Genomic DNA, 23,488 nt, shown 5'->3' with positions numbered 1-23,488 from the left:
CTGCGAGCCAGAACGTTTTCGAGCGAAGCAGATACCGGTTCGCGTCGGCTCTAGGACGAAAGTCTGCGCGTCCGCAGCACGAGCACGGCCGCAGGCACGGTGGCCAACCCCACGACAATATCGCTCAAATGGTGACCGCCGGCGCTCAGCGCCGATATGATGACGAGAACGTTGAGCGGGAGAAAGACGGCGAACAGGAAAGTGCCCCGGCTCGTCAGGATGAGGATCAGCGCAAGCGCTGCATGGAACGAGGGAAATTGAATGATGCCGTTGATCCTGGCCAGATCGATGACCTTCATGGATCCATCGCGGATCGCATAGAAGTCAGACAAATAATAGGCGCTTGTCAAATGCGCCACACCGTAATGTGCCCAGGCCCCCTCCGCAGGCAACACCATCGACAACGGAAGAATCATCAGCAGCGTGATCACAAAGAGCCAGGCGAGCTCTCTTGCCCCCTCGAGCTTTCCGACGGTGTTCAGCACGACCAGCAGGATGCCGAACTGAATGAAGAGGGTATCGTAGATGATATCGAGCGACCAGCCGACGTCGGGATGCTCCAGTTTCACCCAGTTGAAGAAGGCGAGCCAATCGAAGCCGATCGCGGCATCGGTCGCCGCGAGCGCGTTGTCGACCAGAGGAAATGCGGCGGACGCAGCAAGATAGCTGAGAACGGTCCCGACATTGGTGAACGCAACCAGCTGCGCGCAGGTGAGGGCAAATGACGCGATGCGTCTGTTAGGCCTGATCCTGGTGTAGACCACATTGAGGCCGACCAACGCCAGAAAGCCGACGGCGATCACAGGGTTGAATGAGACCCGAAGTCCGGACAGAACGAGCCCGGCAGCGGCAACTCCGGCGAGCGCGGCGATGATGATCCAGAGGCTCCTGGCCTCTGCGGCGTCAGAATATTGGTGAGGGAACACGCGCGCGGCCAGTGCTGAAATCGGGCCGGGCGCACAAGGTTGCACTCCGTCAATATCACCCATGGAACAGCTCTTATCGTTCTAGAATACCCGAACCAATGTCCCGCGCCGCACGCGGTTCTGTTTCATCGCGCTTGCAGCAGCATGCGCCGGACGACACCATCGCTTCGCCGGCTCCGGCAACGAGACGAAGCGGCCGGCTCAGTTCGTACCCGCGATGATGACGAGATTATTCAGGACGGGCGTACAGCAGAAGGCGACGACGAGGGCGATATTGTAAACGTTGTTGCTGCGCCAAAGTAACCACGTCAGGACAAACGTGAGACCGAGCTTGGGGACCAGCCACCATACGCCGAACCATGTCTGAGCCAGATGCATGAACGGATTCAGTTCGCCCAACCCGAGAGTGAGGATCACATTCGTCGAAACGAGGTCGGCGTACCCCAGCAGCAACGCGACGAACAGCAACAGGCCCTTAACCCGGTCCATTCCTTGACCCCCCATGCCGAAGATGCCGGATCGGCCAGATCACGCTGTTGATGATGTCCACCCGTTCCGCGGGCACCAGTCCTGTCGCAGGATACTCGTCCGGCTTCGGCACCCACGCCGTGCCGAACAGAATGTCCAGGAGCGGAAAGAAGGCGGCAAAATTTTTGTCCCGATGTTCGGGATGGATCGAGTGGTGGATCCGGTGCCATTGCGGGTTGTTGACCCATGTCACGAATCGGCCGAGCGGGATGCGGACGTTGAGATGCGCGCACGCATCCGGGACGAAGAAGATGAACCCCGCGGCAATCGCCATATCCGGCGGGATCCGAAACAGGATCGCAAGAATGGGAAGGAAGGCGTCGGACAGCACCCTCTCGAGCCAGAAATGCCTGGCGCCGGTAATGAACGTAATGCCGTTCGCGCTGTGGTGGAACGAGTGCATCGCCCAGAGAAAGGGGATCGCATGCTGGAGGCGATGGAATGTGTACTTGTAGAGATCGAGCGCCACCACGAGGATCGCGAGGGAGACGTACCACCAATAGCCTTCGGTCGGCAGCTTGATCCAGCCAACCCCGGCATAGCTCGCGATCGCGCCCGCGCTGATCGCCGCGATCGGCGCAAGCATGTGCTCCAGCCCGACGCTCACGATAACCGCCAGCCAATCATCGCGAAACTCGGCGCGGGAAACGTCGGCAATGGGCCACCTCTTCTCGAGGATGCGACTGCCGTAGACGACACCCAGAAATATCGCCGCTAGCAAAATGGCGTTTGAGATCTCACTCGACATGAGAAATGACCCGCCGGTTCAAATGGACAGACAAAATAAATAAAACGTTCTGCCGCTTATAGGCTGAAAGACCTTATTTTTTCTCAACGGTCGGACGAGCGCAAGCAGGGTTTTTACGGGGCGGCGCCTCGCCATCAGCCGCGTCGGCAGCGTTTGCAAGCCGGCAATGTCGAGGCCTTGCAGTTGTTCAAGCGTCCGACCGAGTTCGACGCGAATCTGACGACCGCTAGCGCGACGCCGACGAGCGCGCCGGAGGCAGCCGTTGCAGACCTCGCACGTGAGAAAGCCCGTGACGTTGTCGCGGGCTTTGTGGAAGGAGACCAGCAGCTATGCCGGTCAGTGCAACGCGCGGTCCGTCCGGACAGAAGCGCGCGCGGTCGTGATCTTGCTTCGCGGTGTCCGAACACTGAGCTGATGCGGCGTGGCCGACGTCGCAGCTACCGGTGCCTGCTCGTGGACATTGGCGCCGCCAAGCACACCAGCCTGCACCGGCGAGATCGGCAAGCCTGCGGCTTCGAACGTCGGACGCTCGGCAGCGGATGCGACCGTCGCGCTCGCGATCGCGAGGGTGGCGGCTACGATGGACAGGGAAATCTTGGTCACGTGAAGGGCTCCTCGGTGAGAATCGAGCAGCAGATGTAGATGACCTATGTTGCGACGCAACAAATCTCGCCGCGCTGCACAAGTATTTGATCGTCGCGAGCGGTAACGCCACTGCTTGGCTTGGCAGGCGCGCGCGAAGATCCAATGAAAAAAAGCCGAAATGGCGCGCCCGGAACGATTCGAACGTCCGACCCTCAGATTCGTAGTCTGATGCTCTATCCAGCTGAGCTACGGGCGCATTTTCGCAGGTGGGCTTGAAGCCCGCATGGTTCCGGGAGCCCCGGAACGTCGCGAAAGAGCGCTCTAGCTACAGGCTCCCGGTCCAGTTGGCAAGCTCTGGAAGCGCCAATTTCGGCGCAGTTTGGCCACCCCGAAATACCGGGCCCTTACGCCCGCGCCCGCTCGCTGCGGATCGACAGCAATTCCACCGGGCGATCCGGGATCGAGATCCGGAAGGTGGCGCCGATGGTGCCTTCGACCAGATGGATATGACCGCCATGGGCGCGGATCAGCTCGGCGGCGATCGCAAGGCCCAGCCCGCTGCCGCCGGGGCGGCCGGAGGTCTGGAACGCCTCGAACAGGTGCTCGCGCGCCTTGGCCGGAACGCCGGGGCCGGTGTCGGAGACCTCGATGATCGCGACCGTCCCCTCGCGGCGGCCGGTGATACGGATCTGCTGGGCACCGCCATCGCCGTCCTGCCGGCTTTCCAGCGCCTGCGCCGCGTTGCGCACCAGATTGAGCAGCACGCGGAACAGCTGGTCCGGATCGGCGTCGATGGTCAGGCCGCGCTCGATCGCGCTGATCCAGGTGATCGAGACATCGGTCGCCAGCCCGGCCGATTCCCGCACCTCGGCCACCGCAGGCTCCACCATGATGATGCGGCGGTCCGGCGCCGCCTCCTGCGCGCGGCCATAGGACAAGGTCGACTGGCAGAACGCGATGGCCCGCTCCAGCGAGCGCAGCAGTTTCGGCGCGAAGCGCTGCACCCGCGGGTCCGGCACGCTGGCGAGCTGGTCGGACAGCAATTGCGAGGACGCCAGCAGATTGCGCAAATCGTGATTGATCTTGGAGACGGCGAGCCCGAGCGCGGCAAGCCTGCTCTTCTGGTGCAGCATCGAGACCAGGTCGCGCTGCATGTCCGACAGCTCGCGCTCGGCCACGCCGATCTCGTCGCCGCGCTGGCTGGGCACGATGATTCGCGCCGAACTCTCCGGATTCTCGTGGAAGCCGACCAAGCTCGCGGTCAGCCGCCGCATCGGCCGGACGAACAGATAATGCAGCGCCAGATAGACCAGGCCGGCGGTCAGACCGGCAATCAAAAGCGCGACGACCAGCACGTTGCGCGAGAAGCGGTACATCGCCTGCCTGAGCGGCTTCTCGTCGATCACGACCTCGATGAATTGCGCCTGGCCCGGCGCAGGTCCGACCACGCGGATGGTCTGATCACCGTGTTCGAGCATGATCTCGAACGCATCGACGATCGCCGACCACACCGTCATGGCCCGCATGTCGACGTCATGGTCGATCGAAGCCGGCAGGTCGGCGCTGGCGAGCAAGCGGCGCTGCTGGCCGAGCTTGATGGCGACGGCGCGGGCGCCGATGCTGGTCAGGATCTGCCGCGCCAGCGAATCCGGCACCAGGCCGGAGGGGGCGGCATCGAGCACCAGCGCCGCGGTGTTGGCGGCTGCCAGGCGGTCGTTGAGCCGGTTCATCCGGAAGTTGGCGATCGCCGGCACGTAGATCAGGAGCCCCGCGATCATCACCAGGGGAATCGTCAGCAGCAACAGCTTGCCCGACAACCCGAGCCGAACGGGCGGCTTGGGCCGCGGCTTCTGCGCGGTCGCCTGATCGTCAGTTAGAGCCACAAGATAAGGCCTTGTTTGGCTTAGGGGTTCGGAAGATGCGGCCCGGCCCCCAAGCCGGTCAAATTACGGATCGCTAATGTCGGCGGTTCCCCGAACGCCCCAAGGCGCTCCTCACCGTCAAAAACCCCGCGAAAACAGTTATATTCGCCCCAATTGCGACGTTTCAAAGAAGCCTCTTTGCGACGCCCTGTGACATTGACGAAAACAGGGCGCTCCCTTATAAGCCGCGCCAACTGTCCGCGATGGCCCGGTTCTTGACCGGGGGCGGCTCATTTGGGGCCGTAAACGGCTCGCTTGGGCCCGCCAGCATCATCGGACTCCATCTCAATATAACGGCAAATTGCCCGGTCAGCGGAGAATTACCCGTGAAGCGGACTTATCAACCCAGCAAACTGGTGCGCAAGCGCCGTCACGGCTTCCGCGCCCGTCTCGCCACGGCCGGCGGCCGCAAGGTCCTCGCTGCGCGTCGCGCGCGTGGCCGCAAGCGCCTGAGCGCCTGAGCCCGGACGTCTCCTCTCCGGAGATACCCATTATGGATCGGCTGAGGCAGCGGGCGGATTTCCTCGCCGTTGCCAATGGCGCGCGGGCGAATACCGCCGCTTTTCTGCTGCAAGGCCGCCGTCGCGACGATCACGGTCCGATCCGCGTCGGCTATACCGTCACCAAGAAGAACGGCACCGCGACCGAGCGCAACCGCATCCGCCGGCGGCTTCGCGAAGTGATAAGACGGGTCGATGCCGTATTCATGCGGCCGCACCATGATTATGTGCTAGTCGGCCGGCGTGACGCGCTGACCCGCGACTTTGCGACCATGATTGACGATCTGCGGTCGGCGCTGCGCCGCCTCGACCGACCTGCCCCAAAAGCGGCGGGTAACAAAAGCGCGCCCAATCCGAATGGAATGACGAGACCCTAAGAGATGTCCGACAATCGCAACACGATCCTTGCCGTCATTCTGTCGGGCCTCGTCCTGATCGCCTGGCAATACTTCTACAACGTGCCGCAGATGGAGAAGCAGCGCGAGGCGCAGCGCCAGGCCGAGCTGCTGAAGCCTGCGCCGCAGGCGACCCCGGGTGCCGCTGCCGGCGCCGCTCCGGGAAGCGCAACGACGCCCTCCCTGGCACCGGGCGCGCCGGCTGGCGATACTCCGGTGGCGAGCCGCGAGACGGTGCTCGCGGCCGGCCCGCGCATCAAGATCGAGACCCCGCGCGTCATCGGCAGCATCGCGCTGAAGGGCGCCCGGATCGACGACATATCGCTGGTTCAGTTCCGCGAGACGGTCGACCCCAAATCGCCGGCCGTCGTGCTGCTGTCTCCGTCGGGCACCGCCGAACCTTATTATGCCGAGTTCCTGTGGCTGACCGCCAACGGCTCGTCGGTGAAGACGCCGAATGCCGAAACCGTCTGGGAGCAGGAGGGATCGAACAGCCTCTCGCCGAGCACCCCGGTGACGCTGAAATATGAGAACGGCCAGGGCCTGACCTTCCGCCGCACCATCTCGATCGACGATCGCTACCTCTTCAGCATCAAGGACGAGGTCATCAATCAAGGCAGCGCGCCGGTGACGCTATATCCGTTCGGCCTGATCTCGCGCGGCGGCAAGCCGCCGGTCTCCGGCTACGCGATCCTGCACGAAGGTCCGATCGGCTATCTCGGCGAACAGGGCCTGCAGGAATTCACCTACAAGAACCTCGACGAGGCCAAGACCCCGACCGGCGGAAACTCGCGCGGCGTCGTGTTCTCGAAGATCACCGACGGCTGGCTCGGCATCACCGACAAATACTGGGCCGCGGCGCTGCTGCCCGAGACCAACGCAACGCTCGAGACCGCCAGGTTCACGGCCGGCGACAAGCGCTACCAGGCCGACTACATGCTCGCCGCGCAGACCATTCCGATCGGCGGCACCGGCGTTGCCACTGGACGGCTGTTCGCCGGCGCAAAGGAAGCCGCCACCGTCGGCCTCAACTTCCCGCTGGTCGGTTTCGGCGGCTACAACAAGCAGCTCGGCCTCAACCATTTCGATCTCCTGATCGACTGGGGCCATTTCTACTTCATCACCAAGCCGATGTTCCTGGCGCTCGACTGGTTCTATCGCCTGGTCGGCAATTTCGGCATCGCGATCCTCTTGGTGACCGTGATCGTGAAGCTGCTGTTCTTCCCGCTCGCCAACAAGTCCTACGCCTCGATGGCGAAGATGAAGTCGGTGCAGCCGCAGCTTCAGGCGCTGAAGGAACGCTATCCTGACGACCGCGTGAAGCAGCAGCAGGAGATGATGGAGATCTACAAGAAGGAGAAGATCAACCCGATCGCCGGCTGTCTTCCCGTCGCCTTGCAGATCCCGGTGTTCTTCTCGCTCTACAAGGTGCTGTTCATCACCATCGAAATGCGGCACGCGCCGTTCTTCGGCTGGATCAAGGATCTCTCCGCGCCCGATCCGACCAATCTGTTCACGCTGTTCGGGCTGATCCCGTTCGATCCGATCGCGCTGCTCGGACCGCATTTCGGCTCGTACCTGGTAATGGGCATCTGGCCGATCATCATGGGCATCACGATGTGGGTGCAGATGAAGCTCAATCCGGCGCCGCCGGATCCGACCCAGAAGATCATCTTCGACTGGATGCCGCTGATCTTCACCTTCATGCTGGCCGGCTTCCCGGCGGGTCTCGTGATCTACTGGGCCTGGAACAACACGCTCTCGGTGCTGCAGCAGAGCTTCATCATGCGCAAGAACGGCGTGAAGGTGGAGTTGTTCGACAATCTGAAGTCGACGTTCGCCAAGAAGCCAACATAGCTTCCCGCGCCCGATCTATCACTGCGTCATGCCCGGCCTCGTGCCGGGCATTGACGTATTGGAGGGCAGCAAGGCGTTGACGTGCATGGCCGGTTGACGCGGATGGCCGGGTCGTCTTACGCCAAGGCTGCGCTTCGGGCTTTCGCCTGGCCACGATGAAACGGGATACTTCGCATGACCGCCGAACCTGATGCGGAGCTGATCGAGCAGGGGCGAAAGCTGTTCGCCGGCGACTGGCGCTTCATCTGGGCTTCGCCCTCGATCGAGACGCTGCCGCCGATGGCCGGCCTCGAGGTCGCCTTTGCCGGCCGCTCCAATGTCGGCAAGTCGAGCCTGATCAACGCACTGACCGGCCGTAGCAACCTGGCTCGCACCTCGCATACGCCCGGCCGCACCCAGGAATTGATCTTCTTCGAGGGGCCGGAGAAGGCGGGCTTCCGCCTGGTCGACATGCCGGGCTACGGCTACGCCTCGGCGCCCAAGACCAAGGTCGCGTCATGGACCGCGCTGATCCACAAATTCCTGCTCGGGCGCGCGACGCTGGCGCGAGTCTATGTGCTGATCGACGCCCGCCACGGCATCAAGGACGTCGATCTCGACGTGCTGAAGACGCTGGACAAGTCCGCAGTCAGCTACCAGGTCGTGCTGACCAAGGCCGACCAGGTCAAGGTCGGCGAACTCAAGACCGTCATCGCCGACACCATTGCGACGCTCGCAAAGCATCCCGCTGCGTTCCCCGAGGTGCTGGTGACCTCGTCGCGCACCGGCGACGGGATGCCGGAGCTGCGCGCCGCCATGGTACGCCTGATCGAGGAGCGGCGCCGATGAACCGCGTATCCCGCCTCCTGATTGGCCTTGCCGCCATCATGGGCGCCTGCGGCGTGATCCTGGCGGCGGCCGCAGCCCATCTGCCGGATGCCACGCGGCTGGCGGCCGCGTCGTCGATGCTGCTGTTCCATGCACCTGCCGCCATCGCGACCATTGCGGTCGCTGAGCGCGCGATCATCCATACAAAGCTCGGCGTCGTGTCCGCGGCTGGCTTCGTCATCGCAGCGTCATTGTTCGCCGGCGACCTCGTGCTGCGCCAGTATGCAGGCCACGGCTTGTTTCCGATGGCCGCTCCATCAGGCGGAACGCTGCTGATCCTGAGCTGGCTGGTGCTGGCGGTTTCGGCCATGTGGCCGCAGCCGTGACCCGCAGCCCGGAATTCCCCTCCCGCTTTGCGCCCTGCCCGGCAATCAGATAGAACCGCGCCCGTCCCTCCGCTGACGATGAGACCAGCCCCATGACCGACCAGCAGATCAGCCCGCTCGATCAGGCCCGCATCCTGTCCGAGGCGTTGCCGCACATGCAGGAATATGACGAGGAAACCATCGTCATCAAGTACGGCGGCCATGCTATGGGGGCCGAGGACACCGCCAAGGCGTTCGCGCGCGACATCGTGCTGCTCGAGCAGACCGCGATCAATCCGGTGGTCGTCCATGGCGGCGGACCGCAGATCGCGACCATGCTGAAGCGCCTCGGCATCCAGTCGGAATTCGCCGCGGGCCTGCGCATCACCGACGCCGCGACCATCGAGATCGTCGAGATGGTGCTGGCCGGCTCGGTCAACAAGCAGATCGTCGGCTACATCAACGAGGCCGGCGGCAAGGCCGTGGGCCTCTCCGGCAAGGACGGTAACATGGTGAAGGCATCGAAGACGACGCGCACCATGGTCGATCCGGATTCCCACATCGAGAAAGCGGTCGACCTCGGCTTCGTCGGCGATCCCGAAAAGGTCGACCTCACGCTGCTCAACCAGCTGATCGGCTATGAGCTGATCCCGGTGCTGGCGCCGCTCGCAACCTCGAAGGATGGGCAGACCCTCAACATCAACGCCGACACCTTTGCCGGCGCGATCGCGGGCGCGCTGAAGGCCAAGCGCCTGCTGCTGCTGACCGACGTGCCCGGCGTGCTCGACAAGTCCAAGAAGCTGATTCCGGACCTGTCGATCAAGGAAGCCCGCAAGCTGATCGCCGACGGCACGATTTCCGGCGGCATGATCCCGAAGGTCGAGACCTGCATCTACGCGCTCGAACAGGGCGTGCAGGGCGTCGTCATCATCGACGGCAAGACCCAGCACGCGGTGCTGCTCGAACTCTTCACCAACCAGGGCACCGGCACGCTGATCCACAAGTAATGGCAGACGCGGGACACACGGCGAGGATCCCTCGCCGGTCGCCGGGGGCGCGGCTCGCGATGTCGCTGCCGGCCGCGCTGATGTCGTTCCTGTTCTCGTCGGCGCCGGCGCATGCCGACCTCAAGCTCTGCAACCGCATGAGCTATGTGATCGAGGCCGCGATCGGCATCGACGACAAGGCCGCAACCGCAACGCGCGGCTGGTTCCGCATCGATCCCGCGACCTGCCGGGTCGTGGTGCAGGGGGCGCTGACCGCCGACCGCGTACTGCTCAATGCCCGCGCGCTCGGCGTCTACGGCGCCTCGCCGATCCCGCAGAACGGCACCGACACGCTCTGCGTTGCGCAGGACAACTTCGTGATCGCGGCTGCACGCCAATGCCGCTCCGGCCAGACACCGGCGCAGTTCACCCAGATCACGCCGACCCAGACCGATGACGGCAATCTCGTCGCCTACCTCGCCGAAGACAGCGAGTATGACGACGAGCAGGCGCGGCTCGCCGGCATTCAGCGTCTGCTGGTGATCGCAGGCTATGACGCGGCGCCGATCGACGGCGTCGACGGGCCGAAGACCCAGAGCGCGCTCTCGGCATTCCTCAAGAGCCGCGGCCTCGGCAGCGACATCGTGCAGTCGCCGAACTTCTTCACCACCATGGTCGATGCCGTGCAGAAGCCGTCGCCGACCGGGCTGACCTGGTGCAACGACACGCCGCACAAGGTGATGGCCGCGGTTGCGACCGATGACGGCAAGGTGGTGACAAGCCGTGGCTGGTATCGCATCGACCCCGGCAAATGCCTGCATCCCGACGTATCGGGCACGCCGAAGCAGATCTATTCCTTCGCCGAAGCCGTCGACGCCGACAACCGTGCCATCCGCATCAAGGACAAGCCGCTGAACTGGGGCGGCGCGGTGCAGCTCTGCACCCGCGACAGCAAGTTCGAGGTCAACGAGCAGGGCGACTGCACGACGCGCGGCCTCACCCCGCTCGGCTTCACCACCGTCGACATGACCAGCGGCGGCAAGACGCTGCGCTTTGCGATGCCGTGATCGTTTCTTTCGTCGTCCCTGCGAAAGCAGGGACCCATAACCACAGGCCGGTGTTTTGTAGTTGTCTGCGTCCCCAAGCGAAGGTTACTTCCGTCTTGCTCAACAATATCAGGCACGGCGTATGGGTCCCTGCTTCGCAGGGACGACACGCGGAGAAAGCCATGACTAAAACTCCCCGCAGCTTCGGCCATGTCGAGACCTGGGTATTCGACCTCGACAACACGCTGTATCCGCATCACGTCAATCTGTGGCAGCAGGTCGATGCGCGGATCGGCGAGTTCGTCGGCAACTGGCTGAAGATCTCGCCCGAGGAGGCACGGCGGCTGCAGAAGGACTATTACCTGCGCTACGGCACCACGATGCGCGGCATGATGACCGAGCACGGCGTGCAGGCCGACGACTATCTCGCTTATGTGCACAAGATCGACCATTCGCCGCTGCAGCCGAATCCGGCGATGGGCGCTGCGATCGCAAAACTGCCGGGGCGCAAGCTGATCCTGACCAACGGCTCGGTCGACCACGTCGACGCTGTGCTGGGCCGGCTCGGCATCTCCAATCATTTCGATGGCGTGTTCGACATCATCGCCGCCGATCTCGAGCCGAAGCCGGCGCCGCAGACCTACCAGAAGTTCCTGAAGCTGCACGACGTCGATCCGTCAAAGGCTGCGATGTTCGAGGACCTTGCGCGCAATCTGGTGGTGCCGCATGAGCTCGGCATGACCACCGTGCTCGTCGTGCCCGACGGCAGCCAGGAGGTGGTCCGCGAGACCTGGGAGCTGGAGGGGCGCGACGCGGCGCATGTCGACCACGTCACGGACGATCTCACCGGCTTCTTGCAGCGGCTTAGGCCCTGACCTCTCCCCACGCCGTCCCGGCGAAGGCGCAGAGAGGCTGCTCCGCCGGCAGCCGAGTATGCCTTGACTCGGCGGCCCCAAATTCCGAAAAAGCCCTGCAAAATTCCCGTCATATCCCCGATACGCCCAAGGATTGTCCCGATGTCGCTGTCCGCCCTCGAAACCACCGTCAACACCGCGTTCGACGCCCGCGAAGGCATCTCGACCTCGACCAAGGGCGAGGTACGCGAAGCCGTCGACCACGCGCTGGAGTTGCTCGACAAGGGCGAGGCCCGCGTCGCCGAGCGCGAGGCCAGCGGCAAGTGGAAGGTCAATCAGTGGCTGAAGAAGGCGGTGCTGCTCTCGTTCCGCCTCAACGACATGGGCCAGATCGCCGGCGGCCCGGGCAAGGCTTCGTGGTGGGACAAGGTGCCCTCGAAGTTCGAGGGCTGGGGCGAGAACCGCTTCCGCGATGCCGGCTTCCGCGCCGTGCCCGGCGCGATCGTGCGCCGCTCGGCCTTCATCGCCCGCAACGTCGTGCTGATGCCCTCCTTCGTCAATCTCGGCGCCTATGTCGATGAAGCCACCATGATCGACACCTGGTCGACGGTCGGCTCCTGCGCCCAGATCGGCAAGCGCGTGCACATCTCCGGCGGCGTCGGAATCGGCGGCGTGCTCGAGCCGCTGCAGGCCGAGCCCGTGATCGTCGAGGACGACTGCTTCATCGGCGCGCGCAGCGAGGTCGCCGAAGGCGTCATCGTGCGCAAGGGCGCGGTGCTGTCGATGGGCGTGTTCCTGGGTGCCTCGACCAAGATCGTCGATCGCGAGACCGGCGAGATCTTCGTCGGCGAGGTCCCGGAATATGCCGTCGTCGTTCCCGGCACGCTGCCCGCCAAGCCGCTGAAGAACGGCCAGCCCGGACCCGCCACCGCCTGCGCCGTGATCGTCAAGCGCGTCGACGAGCGCACCCGCGCCAAGACCAGCATCAACGAGCTGCTGCGGGACTAAGAACGCCACGGCGAGTCGTTATCCCGTCACCCAGAGGTGGCCGCTTTCTCAGCGGCCTCAGCTTGGAAAGACCCATGTGCGCGAGGCGGCCACCGCGACAGCGGGTCGCACTCCACGCAGGGCTGGGATCAGCAGGGCGAGCTCGAATGATGCCGCACAACGCTGGTCCAGCCGCGGTGTGACGTGTTATGCGAGGCGCATGAGTGATGCTGTCTCGATTACCCGCGATCTGGTTCGCTGCCGCTCCGTCACCCCGGCCGACGCCGGCGCGCTTGGCGTGCTCGAAAATTTGCTGAAAAGCGCTGGCTTCGACGTCCACCGCGTGACGTTCTCCGAGCCCGGCACCGCCGACATCGACAATCTCTATGCCCGCATCGGCTCATCAGTGCCGCATATCACCTTCGCCGGCCACACCGACGTGGTGCCGCCCGGCAATGAGGCGGCGTGGACCCTCGGCGCGTTCTCCGGCGAGGTCAAGGACGGCTATCTCTACGGCCGCGGCGCCGTCGACATGAAGGGCGGCATCGCCTGCAGTGTCGCCGCGGTGCTGCAATATCTCAAGGACCACGATGGCAAGCCAAACGGCTCGATCTCCTTCCTGATCACCGGCGACGAGGAAGACGTCTCGATCAACGGCACCGTCAAGCTGCTGAAATGGTGCGCCGAGCGCAGCGAGAAGTTCGACCATTGCGTGCTCGGCGAGCCCTCCAATGTCGAGGTGCTCGGCGACATGATCAAGATCGGCCGGCGCGGCTCGCAATCCGGCACACTGGTCGTCGACGGTGTGCAGGGCCATGTCGCCTATCCGCACCGCGCCTCGAACCCGGTGCCGGATATCTCGCGGCTGATCGTGGCGCTGAGCGACGAGCCGCTCGATCACGGCAGCGCGCAATTCCAGGCCAGCAACCTCGAATTCACCACGGTCGATGTCGGCAACACCGCGAGCAATGTGATCCCGGGCCAGGCACGGGCCAGGTTCAACATCCGCTACAACGACAACCACACCCAGGAGAGCCTGCGGCAGCTGGTCGATGCGCGGCTGGCAAAAGCCTGCGGCAACCGCATCCGCGCCCACATCGACTGGCAACCGTCGAACTCGAACGTGTTCGTGACCCAGCCCGGCCCGTTCACCGATCTCGCGGTCGCCGCGATCGAGGAGGTCACCGGCCGCAAGCCGGAGCTCTCCACCTCGGGCGGCACCTCGGACGCACGCTTCATCTCGAGCTACTGCCCGGTGATCGAGTTCGGCCTGGTCGGCCAGACCATGCACCAGATCGACGAGCGCACGCCGGTGGCCGACCTCGAGAAGCTGACCAAGATCTATCGCGGCGTGCTGGACCGGTATTTTGCATAGGGCCAGCCGCCCGGCTGGACCAAAACATCGAAAACAACCCCATGCACCGTAGGGATTGGGGCCACTAACAGGCCATCCGCACCAGATACAGCGTGTAAGGCGACCGCCTAATAATCCACCCGCATCAGATAGAGCCCGTCCGGCGGCGCGACGGGGCCGCAGGCGGCGCGGTTGCGGGCGGCGAGCGCACCGAAGAGATCGTCCGCGCTCCAGCGACCCTCGCCGACCCAGACCAGCGATCCGACCATCGAGCGCACCTGGCTGTGCAGGAACGAGCGCGCCGACGTCACGATGTTGATGGCGTCGCCCTCACGCGTGACGTCGAGCTGGTCGAGCGTCTTCTCCGGCGATCTGGCCTGGCATTCGGTGTCGCGGAAGGTGGTGAAATCGTGCTTGCCGAGCAGCCGCTGCGCGGCCTCGTGCATCGCGCCAGCATCGAGCGCGCGCGGCACGCGCCAGACCCGGCCGATGTCGAGCGCGAGGTTCGCCCGCGTGTTGGCGATGCGATAGAGATAGTGCCGCTTGATCGCCGAGAACCGCGCCTCGAAATCGTCCGATACGATCTCGGCTGCATGCACGGCGATCGGATTCGGCCGTAGATGCGCATTCAGCCCGTCGCGAAAGCGGCCGGGCGGAAACTGCTTGGCGATGTCGCAATGCGCGACCTGGCCGCGGGCATGCACGCCGGCATCGGTACGCCCGGCGCCATGGACGCGCACGTCCTCGCCGCAGATCGCCTTGACCGCCGCCTCCAGCGCGCCCTGCACGGTCGGCGCGGTATCCTGGATCTGCCAGCCGGAGAACGGCGTGCCGTCATATTCGATGGTGAGCTTGTAGCGAGGCATCAGGCGAGCCGCGCAGGCGGCTTCAGCGGCGTGCCGCGCAGAAAATCCGCCGCCTTCATCGGCGCCTTGCCAGCGCGCTGCAGTTCGAGGATTCGGATCGCGCCGTCGCCGCAGGCGATCGCAAGATTATCATCGAGCACATCGCCCGGCGCGCCCGAGCCTTTCGCCAGTTCGCAGCGCAGGATCTTCAGCCGCACCGGCTCGCCCTCGCCCGCGAGCTCGCACCAGGCGCCGGGAAACGGCGACAGCCCATGGATGTGGCGCAGCACCGCACGCGCCGGCTGCGTCCAGTCGATCCGCGCCTCGGCCTTCTCGATCTTGGCGGCATAGGTGACACCGTGCTCGCTCTGCTTGGTCAGCTGCAAGCCGCCGCGCTGCAGCCCGCCCATCGCACGCACCATCAGATCGGCGCCGAGCGGCGCCAGCGCGTCGTGCAGGTCGGATGCCGTCATGCTGTCTGATATCGGCAGCCGCTCGGCCATCGCGACGTCGCCGGTGTCGAGGCCGACATCCATCTTCATCACCATCACGCCGCTCTCGGCGTCGCCCGCCATGATGGCGCGGTTGATCGGCGCGGCGCCGCGCCAGCGCGGCAGCAACGAAGCATGCAGGTTGAAGCAACCGAGCTTCGGCGCATCCAGGATCGCCTGCGGCAGGATCATGCCATAGGCGACGACGACGGCGGCATCGGCGTCGTGCGCGCGAAATTCGTCGAGCGCTTCCGGAGTCTTGAGGGTCTTCGGCGTCAGCACGGGAATGCCGAGGCGGCGCGCCTCCTGCTCGACCGGCGTCGGCTGCAATTGCAGGCCGCGCCGGCCGCCCGGCTTCGGCGCGCGGGTATACACCGCCACGACCTCATGGCCATGGGCCACCAGCTCCAGCAGCGTCGGCACCGCGAAATCGGGCGTGCCCATGAAGATCAGGCGAAGAGGCATCAACAGCACCCGCTGCGTTCCCTCCCCCCTTGTGGGGGAGGGTTAGGGAGGGGGGTAGCCGCAACGGCGGTGTTTGCGGCTACCCCCCTCTCCAGCTCTCCCCCACAAGGGGGGAGAGGGCTTACCGCGCAAGCGGAAATGCTAGTCACGCCAACACTCACTCCGCCGCGCGCTTGGCGGCCTTCTCGAATTTCTTGAAGACGCGGTCGCGCTTCAGCTTCGACAAATAGTCCACGAACAGCACGCCGTTGAGATGGTCGATCTCGTGCTGAATGCAGGTGGCGTAGAGCCCCTCGGCATCCTCCTCGTGCAGCTTGCCGTCGAGGTCGGTGAAGCGCAGGCGCACCCGCGCCGGGCGCTCGACCTCCTCGTAATATTCGGGAATCGACAGGCAGCCCTCTTCGTAGACCGACAGCTCTTCCGAATGCGAGATGATCTCCGGGTTGATGAACACCCGCGGCTGTGGCGTGGTGTCGCCGTTCTCGTCGCGCTTGGCGAGGTCCATGGTGATCAGCCGCAGCGGCTGCGCGACCTGGATCGCCGCGAGCCCGATGCCGGGCGCGTCATACATGGTCTCGAGCATGTCGTCGGCGAGCTTGCGGATCTCCGGCGTCACCTTCTCGATCGGTTTCGACACCAGACGCAACTGCTTGTCCGGCAGGATGATGATTTCTCGTAATGCCATGGCGGCGATTTAAGCCGCGGGCCTGATGCGGTCAATGCGTTCGGGAACCGGTTAAGACGGCCTCAACCACGTTTCTTCAGGCGGTGTTAACCAGGAGATTTGAGGGAGTGTTTACCATAAACGTTCCCTTTTCGTTCGATGGTGGCGCCGAATCGGCTACAACTGACGGCATGAACGAGATTCTGCTCACGATTGGCGACCTCCCGATCCGGGTCTCCGACGCATTGGTCGGCCTTGGCGCGCTGGCGCTGATCCTGCTGCTTGCCATCGCCGTAGTGATCGCGCGCGCCAGCCGGCGCGGCGCGGAACTCGCGATGGCACAGGCCATTCGCGCCGACGAGTTGGAGGAGCGGCTGGCCGACATGTTGCGGGCCCAGAGCGAGGCCTCCGGGCGGGTCGACGCAATGGGGCAGGCACTGGCCGGCCGCCAGGCCGAGATGGCCCGTGCGGTCAATGAGCGGCTGGATTCGGTGACCCACAGGGTCGGCCAATCGATGGAACAGACCACCCGCAACACGATGGATTCGCTGCGCGTGCTGCACGAGCGGCTCGGCATCATCGACCACGCCCACAAGAACCTCAACGAGCTCACCACCCAGGTGACGACGTTGCGCGACGTGCTCGCCAACAAGCAATCGCGCGGCGCGTTCGGCCAGGCGCGGATGGAGGCGATCGTGCAGGACGGCATGCCGAAAGGCTCGTTCGAGTTCCAGTACACGTTGTCGTCGGGCAAGCGGCCGGATTGCGTGGTGTTCCTGCCCGACCAGCGCCCGCTCTGCATCGACGCGAAATTTCCGTTGGAAGCGATGACCGCGCTGCACGATGCGCGCAGCGACGAGGAACGCAAATTTGCCAGCCAGCGGCTGCGCGCCGACGTGCTGAAGCATGTCAGCGACATCGCGGAGAAGTATCTGATCCCGGGCGAGACCCAGGACACCGCGTTGATGTTCGTGCCGTCGGAATCGGTCTATGCCGAAATCCATGACGGCTTCGACGACGTGATCCAGAAGGCCTATCGCGCCCGTGTCGTGCTGGTATCGCCCTCGCTCCTGATGCTGGCGATCCAGGTGATGCAGCAGATCCTCAAGGACGCCCGCATCCGCGACGCCGCCGACCAGATCCGCAACGAGGTGATGCACCTTGGTGACGACCTCGGCCGCCTGCGCGAGCGTGTGCTCAAGCTGCAGACCCATTTCGGCCAGGTCAACGAGGATGTCAGGCAGATCCTGATCTCCGCCGACAAGATCGAAAAGCGCGCCGGCCGCATCGAGGAACTCGATTTCAGCAAGTCCGAGACCCCGATCGAGGTGCCGCGCTTCGTCAAGGGCAGCACGTCCGAGCTGTTCCCCGCCCCGCGCAAGCTGCAGGCAGGGGAGTAGGCATAAGCTCAGCTGACACCGTCTTTGCGGCTCGAATCTGCTAACAGAAGTTCATGACCGCACCCGAAGCGACTGCGCCCCCACCGGAAAAGGCCGCTCCGCCCCCCACCTCCTGGCGCGACAGCTTCGCGGTGTACCTGCAGCCGCGGGTGCTGATCGTGCTGCTGCTCGGCTTCTCGTCCGGCTTGCCGCTGGCGCTGTCGGGCTCGACGCTGCAGGTGTGGATGAAGGAGGCCGGGGTCGATCTCGGCACCATCGGGCTGCTGGCGCTGATCGGCACGCCCTATACGCTGAAGTTCCTGTGGGCGCCGCTGGTCGATGCGCTGCACGTGCCGCTGTTCACGCAGATCTTCGGGCGCCGCCGCGGCTGGCTGCTGTTCTCGCAGCTGCTCCTGATCGCGGCGATCCTGGTGCTGGCGATGGCCGACCCGGCGCGATCACCATGGTTCGCGGCGTTCGCCGCGCTGCTGGTCGCCGCGGCCTCGTCGACGCAGGACATCGTGGTCGATGCCTTCCGCGTCGAGAGCCTGCCGGAAAGCGAGCAGGCCGCCGGCATGGCGTCCTATGTCGCGGCCTATCGCATCGGCATGCTGGTCTCGACCGCCGGCGCGCTGTTCATCGTCAGCGGTTTCGAGTCCGCCGGCGTGGCGCGCCCGTCGGCCTGGATGTGGGGCTATGTGGTGATGGCCGCGCTGGTGGTGATCGGCATCGTCACCGCGCTGGCGGCCACAGAGCCGGCGCAATCGAAGGGCGCGGAGGCGGCGACGCATGCGCAGAACGCTGCGGAGCGCGTGGTGCACGCGGCGCTCGGTGCGTTCTCCGAATTCCTCAGCCGCAAGGACGCCTTCGCGGCGCTCGCCTTCGTAGTGCTGTTCAAGTTCACCGACGCATTTTCAGGCACCATGACCGCGCCGTTCGTGATCGACATCGGCTTTTCCAAGGTCGATTACGCGGCGATCGTGAAGGGCGTCGGACTTGCCGCGACCCTGATCGGCGGCTTCGCCGGCGGCTTCGTGGCGCGGCGCTATTCGCTGGCGACCAGCCTCTGGATCGGCGGCGTGCTGCAGGCGGTCGCCAACCTCTCGTTCTCCTGGCTTGCGCATGTCGGCGTCGATCAATGGGCGCTGGCACTTGCGATCACCGCGGAGAATTTCACCAGCGCGATCGGCACCGTGATCTTCGTCGCCTATCTGTCGGCGCTGTGCCGCAATCCGCTGCACACCGCGACCCAGTACGCGCTGCTCACCGCGCTCGCAGCGGTCGGCCGCACCTATCTGTCGTCGGGCGCCGGCTATGTGGCGAAGGCGGTCGGCTGGCAGATGTTCTTCGTGATCTGCGTGCTGGTCGCGATCCCGAGCCTGGTCCTGCTGGCCTGGCTGCAGCGGCGCGGACATTTCGATGAGCTGGGGCCGGTGAGGGTTTAGCCGGGCTACGGAACGGCCGCAGGATTGCAGTCTCTCAAACCTCCCCTTGAAGGGGAGGTCGCTTTGCTCGCAGAGCAAAGCGGGTGGGGATCTTGTCTCTCCACGCCCAGCGTCGCTCGCGGCGGACCCCCATCCCGACCTTCCCCCTTGCAGGGGGAAGGAGAAGAAACGTCGCTGCGCTCCCATCCGGGCTACAGGCGCGGTCCTACTTCGCCACCACGCTCCACTTGGTGACGATGGCTTCGCTCATCTCGCCGGCGTCCTTGGCGCAGGTGACCTCGTCGACCTTCACCGAGATCGCCTTGCCGGAGAGGCTCTTGAGCTGCGCGGCCTGGGCGTCGTTGGTTGGAACGAGCTGGAAGGTTTCAGGGCCGGTTTCGAGATTGCACAGACCGTTCGGCGGCGGCAGGCGGCGCGGCTCGCTGGTGATCTGGTAAGTGGCGACGCGCTTGCTGCGGTTCTTGTTGTCGCGCACCTTCATGACGCCGAGTTCCCCCGACAGCACGTCGCCGGCGTGGATCATCTTGCCGGGCTTCTGTGGCGCGTCGCTCTGCTGCGCGAGCGCGCCGGACGCGGCGAAGATCGCCGCAAGAAACGCAATGCCCGAGAACGCAAAGCCCGAGCGTACGCCGAATCGGTGTGTCGTCATTTGCAGTGGTTCCGTATTTAATTCGTCAGAGCGTGGATCACCGTCCCCGAATCGTCATCCACCCTATCATTTTGTCTCAATGCGATCTTTTCGACTTGTGACGGATCGCCTGGCGAACACCGCCGCGTCCGGCAGCCGGATCGCGTGCTAGAACAGCGTCCGCTGCCGCATGGCTGCCGATAGCGTACCTTCATCGAGGTAATCAAGCTCGCCGCCAACAGGCACGCCATGCGCCAGCCGCGTCACCCGCACATTGGCCTCCGACAACAGGTCGGTGATGTAGTGCGCGGTGGTCTGGCCATCGACGGTCGCATTCAAGGCGAGGATGATCTCGCTGACCTCAGGCGCATGCGCGCGCGCCACCAACTGATCGATGGTGAGATCCTGCGGACCGACGCCGTCGAGCGGCGATAGCGTTGCGCCGAGCACGTGATAGCGGCCATTGGTCGCATTGGCGCGTTCCAGCGCCCAGAGATCGGCGACATCGGCGACCACGACGATGATCGAGGGATCGCGGCGCGGATCGGTGCACACCGTGCAGGGGTTTTGTGTATCGATGTTTCCGCAGGTCTTGCAGACCTGGATCTTGTCGATCGCGACCTGCAGCGCCGCGGTGAGCGGCGTCATCAGCGCTTCGCGCTTCTTGATCAGATGCAGCGCCGCGCGCCGCGCCGAACGAGGCCCTAAGCCCGGCAGCCGCGCCAGCAGCTGGATCAGGCGTTCGATTTCGGGGCCGGCAACGCTTGCAGCCATTTTAGGTCGGACCAAATCCCGGCGGCAGGCCGAGCCCGCCGGTGAGCGCCATCATCTTTTCCTGCATCGCGGTTTCGGCCTTGCGGCGGGCATCGCCATGCGCGGTGACCAAGAGATCCTCGAGCACCTCGCGCTCCTCCGGCTTCATCAGCGACGGATCGATCTTGATGCCCTTCACTTCCATCTTCGCGGTCATGCGCACCGCGACCAGGCCGCCGCCGGAAATGCCTTCGACCTCGACATTGCCAAGTTGCTCCTGCATCTCCTGCATCTTGGATTGCAGCTGCGCTGCCTGCTTCATCATGCCGAGAAAATCAGCCATGCGTGCGTTCCTATGATCTGATCAATCGTCGTCGCTGTCGGAAGTTTCAATCGGGTCCTCGCCGGTCGCATCCGCCACCGGTACCTCGGCGGCAAGGCGGCGGACCTCGACCACCTTGGTGCCGGGGAAGCGCGCCAGCACCTCCTGCACGCGCGGATCGGCTTCCGCAGCGCGCTGGTGCTCGCTGCGCGCCAGTTCGTTCTGCGAACGCACGGTCGGCTGGCCGGCCGCGTTGGAGATGATCACGGTCCAGCGCCGCCCGGTCCATAGTTCGAGCTTGCGGGGCAGATCGGTGACGAGCGCGCGCTGCGCCTTCGGCTCGAGTGCGATCTCGAGCTGGCCGTCCTCGATGCGGACCAGCCGCACGTCGGCCTCCAGCGCGCTCTTGGTCATGATGTCGCGCTTCTCGCCGGCGAGCGCGATCAATTGCGGAAAGCTTGATATCCGCAGCGCCGGCGCGGCATCGGCGACCGGAGCCGCCATCTGCGGGCGCGCGGCGAGATCGGCACGCGGTGCCGCCTGCGGCGCGCGCACCGGCACTGAGGGCATCGCCGACATCGTCGAGCCAGGTGCGCCACGCGGCGCTGACGATGCGGCGGAGCCCGACGTCGCGAGGGCCGCGCCGCCGCCGTTCTGCTCGATCATCCGGATCACCTCATCCGGCGTCGGCAGGTCGGCGACATAGGCGATCCGCACCAGCACCATCTCGGCGGCGGCGGCCGGGCGCGTCGCGGTCTGCACCTCGGCAATGCCCTTGAGCAGCATCTGCCACATCCGCGACAGCACGCGCGTCGACAGTTTTGCGGCGTATTCACGCCCCCGCACCCGCTCGGTCTCGCCGAACGCGACATTGTCGGCCGTTGCCGGCACGAACTTCACGCGGGTGACGAAATTGACGAACTCGGCGAGATCCGACAGCACCACGACCGGATCGGCGCCGACGTCGTATTGCGCGCGGAATTCGGCAAAGGCGCTGGCGATATCGCCCCGCGCCAGCGAATCAAAGAGGTCGATGACGCGGGTGCGGTCGGCAAGGCCGAGCATCTGCCTGACCGCATCGGCCTTCACATTGCCTGCGGCATGCGCGATCGCCTGGTCGAACAGCGACAGCGAGTCACGCACCGATCCTTCGGCCGCGCGCGCGATGATACCGAGCGCCTCGGGCTCGACCTCGACGCCTTCCTTGGTCGCGATGTTGCCGAGATGCTGCATCAGCACGTCGGCCTCGACGCGGCGCAGGTCGAAGCGCTGGCAGCGCGACAGCACCGTGATCGGAACCTTGCGGATTTCGGTGGTGGCGAACACGAACTTGGCGTGCTCCGGCGGCTCCTCCAGCGTCTTCAGGAAGGCGTTGAAGGCCGCCGTCGACAGCATGTGGACTTCGTCGATGATGTAGACCTTGTAGCGCGCGCTGGCCGGCGCATAGCGCACGCTGTCGTTGATCTGGCGGACATCGTCGACGCCGGTGTGAGACGCGGCGTCCATCTCCAGCACGTCCATGTGCCGGCTTTCCATGATCGCCTGGCAGTGCACGCCGAGGTCGGGCATGTGGATGGTCGGCCCCTTCACCGAGCCGTCCGGCTTTTCGTAGTTCAGCGCGCGGGCGAGAATGCGGGCGGTGGTGGTCTTGCCGACCCCGCGGACGCCGGTCAGGATCCAGGCCTGCGGAATCCGCCCGGTCTCGAACGCGTTCGAGACCGTGCGCACCATGGCCTCCTGGCCGATCAGATCCTCGAAGCTGGAGGGGCGGTATTTGCGGGCGAGAACCCGGTACGGCTTGGCCGCATCCGGCGCGCCGCCCAAATCAAAACCGCCGTCAAGGCTTGCCTTGCCTGCGCCGTCGGACGGTTGGGAGGGGTCGCCAGCGTCATTCATGCATCGATCCGCAACTTGGGAATTGTCTCTTCGGCCGGCGTGCGGATAGGAGCCGAAATCGAGCGCCGGGCGCGGAGACCGCCATTCCAGCACGATTCGCTCGGAAAAACAGGTAGGAGACTGACGAGCGACCCGATCCGGACCTCGTTAGGGCTGCTTCCTTCCGGACCTGACCCGGTTGGCGAGTGGCTCGTCCACCGCCAATCTCCCGGTCCCTATTTGGGGCCAAAACCGCCGGAAAGCAAGCGGCCTGACCGGCTTTGTAGGGCTGGCTTTGTGGGGCTTGTCTGGGAACAGGGAAAGGCATTATTTGCCCTCCATGCCCGCCTCCAACTGGTCGCTGCATTCGCAGCTCAACAAAGACACCATCGACATCGGCGACCTGCCGCTGTGCAAGGTGCTCGTCATCAAGGATGCGCATTATCCCTGGCTGCTGCTGGTGCCGCGGCGCGACGGCGCGGTCGAGATCATCGACCTCGACGAGGTCGAGCAGGCGCAGCTGATGACCGAGATCACCCGCGTCTCGCGGGCCCTGAAAGAGGTCACCAAATGCGACAAGCTGAATGTCGCCGCCCTCGGCAACCTCGTCCCGCAGCTTCACGTCCACATCATCGCGCGCCGTACCAGCGACGCTGCATGGCCGCGTCCCGTTTGGGGCGTGATGCCGCCGCTGGCGCATGACGCCGAGGAAGTGCAGAATTTCATCAGCGCGCTTCGCCGCAAGATCTGGTTGGGTTGAA

General features: G+C 64.9%; 25 protein-coding genes, 1 tRNA gene and 1 other RNA gene. 13 read left to right on the top strand and 14 right to left on the bottom strand.

What is annotated here, in order from left to right:
• Positions 1-50: 50 nt before the first annotated feature.
• The 6 genes from AKN83_RS23705 to AKN83_RS23680 all read right to left on the bottom strand — a co-directional run bounded on the left by AKN83_RS23705 (position 51) and on the right by AKN83_RS23680 (position 4,670).
• Positions 51-989 (bottom strand): phosphatase PAP2 family protein, encoded by a 939-nt coding sequence (locus AKN83_RS23705; RefSeq protein WP_083992186.1) that lies wholly within the window; start codon positions 987-989, stop codon positions 51-53.
• 138 nt (positions 990-1,127) lie between these two features.
• A complete protein-coding gene (locus tag AKN83_RS23700) occupies positions 1,128-1,415 on the bottom strand; it encodes a DUF5658 family protein (protein ID WP_244522063.1) in 288 nt (95 codons plus the stop codon).
• A complete protein-coding gene (locus AKN83_RS23695) occupies positions 1,402-2,202 on the bottom strand; it encodes a sterol desaturase family protein (RefSeq protein ID WP_050406085.1) in 801 nt (266 codons plus the stop codon). Before AKN83_RS23695 ends, AKN83_RS23700 begins: the two co-directional genes overlap by 14 nt.
• A gap of 336 nt (positions 2,203-2,538) precedes the next feature.
• Positions 2,539-2,805, bottom strand: a complete 267-nt coding sequence (locus AKN83_RS23690; RefSeq protein WP_050406084.1) for a hypothetical protein — start codon at positions 2,803-2,805, stop codon at positions 2,539-2,541.
• Between the two features lie 161 nt (positions 2,806-2,966).
• A tRNA-Arg gene (locus tag AKN83_RS23685) sits at positions 2,967-3,043 on the bottom strand.
• Between the two features lie 148 nt (positions 3,044-3,191).
• A complete protein-coding gene (locus AKN83_RS23680) occupies positions 3,192-4,670 on the bottom strand; it encodes a sensor histidine kinase (protein WP_050406083.1) in 1,479 nt (492 codons plus the stop codon).
• A 365-nt stretch (positions 4,671-5,035) separates the two neighbouring features.
• Here AKN83_RS23680 and rpmH point away from each other — a divergent pair, with 365 nt between their 5' ends.
• The 10 genes from rpmH (at position 5,036) to dapE (ending at position 13,881) form a co-directional block, all read left to right on the top strand.
• Positions 5,036-5,170, top strand: coding sequence for a 50S ribosomal protein L34 (gene rpmH / locus AKN83_RS23675; RefSeq protein ID WP_008542748.1), 135 nt, complete (start codon positions 5,036-5,038; stop codon positions 5,168-5,170).
• Between the two features lie 32 nt (positions 5,171-5,202).
• Positions 5,203-5,586 carry a ribonuclease P protein component gene (rnpA, locus tag AKN83_RS23670; protein WP_050406082.1) on the top strand — a complete coding sequence of 128 codons (384 nt, stop codon included), beginning with the start codon at positions 5,203-5,205 and terminating at the stop codon, positions 5,584-5,586.
• Between the two features lie 3 nt (positions 5,587-5,589).
• A complete protein-coding gene (yidC, locus tag AKN83_RS23665) occupies positions 5,590-7,461 on the top strand; it encodes a membrane protein insertase YidC (RefSeq protein ID WP_050406081.1) in 1,872 nt (623 codons plus the stop codon).
• A 174-nt stretch (positions 7,462-7,635) separates the two neighbouring features.
• On the top strand, positions 7,636-8,289 hold the full coding sequence (yihA, locus tag AKN83_RS23660) for a ribosome biogenesis GTP-binding protein YihA/YsxC (protein ID WP_063695482.1): 654 nt from the start codon (positions 7,636-7,638) through the stop codon (positions 8,287-8,289).
• Complete coding sequence (locus tag AKN83_RS23655; protein WP_050406080.1) at positions 8,286-8,654, top strand: DUF423 domain-containing protein; 369 nt, start codon at positions 8,286-8,288, stop codon at positions 8,652-8,654. The genes yihA and AKN83_RS23655 overlap by 4 nt, the downstream gene beginning before the upstream one ends.
• 92 nt (positions 8,655-8,746) lie before the next feature.
• Positions 8,747-9,640, top strand: a complete 894-nt coding sequence (gene argB, locus AKN83_RS23650) for an acetylglutamate kinase (protein WP_050406079.1) — start codon at positions 8,747-8,749, stop codon at positions 9,638-9,640.
• A gap of 59 nt (positions 9,641-9,699) precedes the next feature.
• Positions 9,700-10,686, top strand: a complete 987-nt coding sequence (locus tag AKN83_RS23645; RefSeq protein ID WP_050406078.1) for a DUF1036 domain-containing protein — start codon at positions 9,700-9,702, stop codon at positions 10,684-10,686.
• A 161-nt stretch (positions 10,687-10,847) separates the two neighbouring features.
• Positions 10,848-11,540 carry a pyrimidine 5'-nucleotidase gene (locus AKN83_RS23640; RefSeq protein WP_050406077.1) on the top strand — a complete coding sequence of 231 codons (693 nt, stop codon included), beginning with the start codon at positions 10,848-10,850 and terminating at the stop codon, positions 11,538-11,540.
• Positions 11,541-11,681: 141 nt separating this feature from the next.
• Positions 11,682-12,527 (top strand): 2,3,4,5-tetrahydropyridine-2,6-dicarboxylate N-succinyltransferase, encoded by an 846-nt coding sequence (gene dapD, locus AKN83_RS23635; protein WP_021079579.1) that lies wholly within the window; start codon positions 11,682-11,684, stop codon positions 12,525-12,527.
• A 199-nt stretch (positions 12,528-12,726) separates the two neighbouring features.
• Positions 12,727-13,881, top strand: a complete 1,155-nt coding sequence (gene dapE / locus AKN83_RS23630; RefSeq protein WP_050406076.1) for a succinyl-diaminopimelate desuccinylase — start codon at positions 12,727-12,729, stop codon at positions 13,879-13,881.
• Between the two features lie 107 nt (positions 13,882-13,988).
• On the opposite strand, the gene truA is transcribed toward dapE, so the two are convergent.
• The 3 genes from truA to def form a co-directional block, all read right to left on the bottom strand.
• Positions 13,989-14,726 carry a tRNA pseudouridine(38-40) synthase TruA gene (truA, locus tag AKN83_RS23625; protein WP_050406075.1) on the bottom strand — a complete coding sequence of 246 codons (738 nt, stop codon included), beginning with the start codon at positions 14,724-14,726 and terminating at the stop codon, positions 13,989-13,991.
• Positions 14,726-15,661 carry a methionyl-tRNA formyltransferase gene (gene fmt, locus AKN83_RS23620; RefSeq protein WP_050406139.1) on the bottom strand — a complete coding sequence of 312 codons (936 nt, stop codon included), beginning with the start codon at positions 15,659-15,661 and terminating at the stop codon, positions 14,726-14,728. The genes truA and fmt overlap by 1 nt, the downstream gene beginning before the upstream one ends.
• A gap of 157 nt (positions 15,662-15,818) precedes the next feature.
• Entirely contained in the window at positions 15,819-16,346 is a 528-nt protein-coding gene (gene def / locus AKN83_RS23615; protein ID WP_050406074.1) for a peptide deformylase, read from the bottom strand.
• Between the two features lie 170 nt (positions 16,347-16,516).
• Here def and AKN83_RS23610 point away from each other — a divergent pair, with 170 nt between their 5' ends.
• Positions 16,517-17,725 carry a DNA recombination protein RmuC gene (locus AKN83_RS23610; RefSeq protein ID WP_050406073.1) on the top strand — a complete coding sequence of 403 codons (1,209 nt, stop codon included), beginning with the start codon at positions 16,517-16,519 and terminating at the stop codon, positions 17,723-17,725.
• 53 nt (positions 17,726-17,778) lie between these two features.
• Positions 17,779-19,149, top strand: a complete 1,371-nt coding sequence (locus tag AKN83_RS23605; RefSeq protein WP_050406072.1) for an AmpG family muropeptide MFS transporter — start codon at positions 17,779-17,781, stop codon at positions 19,147-19,149.
• 205 nt (positions 19,150-19,354) lie between these two features.
• Here AKN83_RS23605 and AKN83_RS23600 read toward each other — a convergent pair whose 3' ends face one another.
• The 5 genes from AKN83_RS23600 to ffs all read right to left on the bottom strand — a co-directional run bounded on the left by AKN83_RS23600 (position 19,355) and on the right by ffs (position 22,957).
• The gene (locus tag AKN83_RS23600) at positions 19,355-19,798 is read right to left on the bottom strand and encodes a hypothetical protein (protein WP_157113524.1); all 444 of its coding nucleotides are present in this window, start codon (positions 19,796-19,798) and stop codon (positions 19,355-19,357) included.
• A 147-nt stretch (positions 19,799-19,945) separates the two neighbouring features.
• A complete protein-coding gene (gene recR, locus AKN83_RS23595; protein WP_028335942.1) occupies positions 19,946-20,551 on the bottom strand; it encodes a recombination mediator RecR in 606 nt (201 codons plus the stop codon).
• 1 nt (position 20,552) lies between these two features.
• Complete coding sequence (locus AKN83_RS23590) at positions 20,553-20,873, bottom strand: YbaB/EbfC family nucleoid-associated protein (protein WP_018269493.1); 321 nt, start codon at positions 20,871-20,873, stop codon at positions 20,553-20,555.
• Positions 20,874-20,894: 21 nt separating this feature from the next.
• A complete protein-coding gene (locus AKN83_RS23585) occupies positions 20,895-22,748 on the bottom strand; it encodes a DNA polymerase III subunit gamma/tau (protein ID WP_050406071.1) in 1,854 nt (617 codons plus the stop codon).
• Between the two features lie 112 nt (positions 22,749-22,860).
• Positions 22,861-22,957, bottom strand: an RNA gene (gene ffs, locus AKN83_RS23580) — signal recognition particle sRNA small type.
• Positions 22,958-23,067: 110 nt separating this feature from the next.
• Between ffs and AKN83_RS23575 the strand changes: the two genes are divergently transcribed.
• A complete protein-coding gene (locus AKN83_RS23575; RefSeq protein ID WP_050406070.1) occupies positions 23,068-23,487 on the top strand; it encodes an HIT domain-containing protein in 420 nt (139 codons plus the stop codon).
• The last annotated feature ends 1 nt before the right edge of the window (position 23,488 follow it).

The sequence above is a fragment of the Bradyrhizobium embrapense genome (assembly GCF_001189235.2).
Taxonomy (GTDB): domain Bacteria; phylum Pseudomonadota; class Alphaproteobacteria; order Rhizobiales; family Xanthobacteraceae; genus Bradyrhizobium; species Bradyrhizobium embrapense.
Note: the sequence above shows the minus strand (reverse complement) of the source record. Positions and strands in the feature narration are given on the sequence as shown.

Bases quoted from the DNA above. Each gene is read 5' to 3' on its own strand.
- AKN83_RS23705 (WP_083992186.1), bottom strand. From the start codon at position 989: ATGGGTGATATTGACGGAGTGCAACCTTGTGCGCCCGGCCCGATTTCA.
- AKN83_RS23700 (WP_244522063.1), bottom strand. From the start codon at position 1,415: ATGGACCGGGTTAAGGGCCTGTTGCTGTTCGTCGCGTTGCTGCTGGGG.
- AKN83_RS23695 (WP_050406085.1), bottom strand. From the start codon at position 2,202: ATGTCGAGTGAGATCTCAAACGCCATTTTGCTAGCGGCGATATTTCTG.
- rnpA (WP_050406082.1), top strand. From the start codon at position 5,203: ATGGATCGGCTGAGGCAGCGGGCGGATTTCCTCGCCGTTGCCAATGGC.
- yidC (WP_050406081.1), top strand. From the start codon at position 5,590: ATGTCCGACAATCGCAACACGATCCTTGCCGTCATTCTGTCGGGCCTC.
- yihA (WP_063695482.1), top strand. From the start codon at position 7,636: ATGACCGCCGAACCTGATGCGGAGCTGATCGAGCAGGGGCGAAAGCTG.
- AKN83_RS23655 (WP_050406080.1), top strand. From the start codon at position 8,286: ATGAACCGCGTATCCCGCCTCCTGATTGGCCTTGCCGCCATCATGGGC.
- argB (WP_050406079.1), top strand. From the start codon at position 8,747: ATGACCGACCAGCAGATCAGCCCGCTCGATCAGGCCCGCATCCTGTCC.
- AKN83_RS23645 (WP_050406078.1), top strand. From the start codon at position 9,700: ATGTCGCTGCCGGCCGCGCTGATGTCGTTCCTGTTCTCGTCGGCGCCG.
- AKN83_RS23640 (WP_050406077.1), top strand. From the start codon at position 10,848: ATGACTAAAACTCCCCGCAGCTTCGGCCATGTCGAGACCTGGGTATTC.
- dapD (WP_021079579.1), top strand. From the start codon at position 11,682: ATGTCGCTGTCCGCCCTCGAAACCACCGTCAACACCGCGTTCGACGCC.
- dapE (WP_050406076.1), top strand. From the start codon at position 12,727: ATGAGTGATGCTGTCTCGATTACCCGCGATCTGGTTCGCTGCCGCTCC.
- truA (WP_050406075.1), bottom strand. From the start codon at position 14,726: ATGCCTCGCTACAAGCTCACCATCGAATATGACGGCACGCCGTTCTCC.
- fmt (WP_050406139.1), bottom strand. From the start codon at position 15,661: ATGCCTCTTCGCCTGATCTTCATGGGCACGCCCGATTTCGCGGTGCCG.
- def (WP_050406074.1), bottom strand. From the start codon at position 16,346: ATGGCATTACGAGAAATCATCATCCTGCCGGACAAGCAGTTGCGTCTG.
- AKN83_RS23610 (WP_050406073.1), top strand. From the start codon at position 16,517: ATGAACGAGATTCTGCTCACGATTGGCGACCTCCCGATCCGGGTCTCC.
- AKN83_RS23605 (WP_050406072.1), top strand. From the start codon at position 17,779: ATGACCGCACCCGAAGCGACTGCGCCCCCACCGGAAAAGGCCGCTCCG.
- AKN83_RS23600 (WP_157113524.1), bottom strand. From the start codon at position 19,798: ATGACGACACACCGATTCGGCGTACGCTCGGGCTTTGCGTTCTCGGGC.
- recR (WP_028335942.1), bottom strand. From the start codon at position 20,551: ATGGCTGCAAGCGTTGCCGGCCCCGAAATCGAACGCCTGATCCAGCTG.
- AKN83_RS23590 (WP_018269493.1), bottom strand. From the start codon at position 20,873: ATGGCTGATTTTCTCGGCATGATGAAGCAGGCAGCGCAGCTGCAATCC.
- AKN83_RS23585 (WP_050406071.1), bottom strand. From the start codon at position 22,748: ATGAATGACGCTGGCGACCCCTCCCAACCGTCCGACGGCGCAGGCAAG.
- AKN83_RS23575 (WP_050406070.1), top strand. From the start codon at position 23,068: ATGCCCGCCTCCAACTGGTCGCTGCATTCGCAGCTCAACAAAGACACC.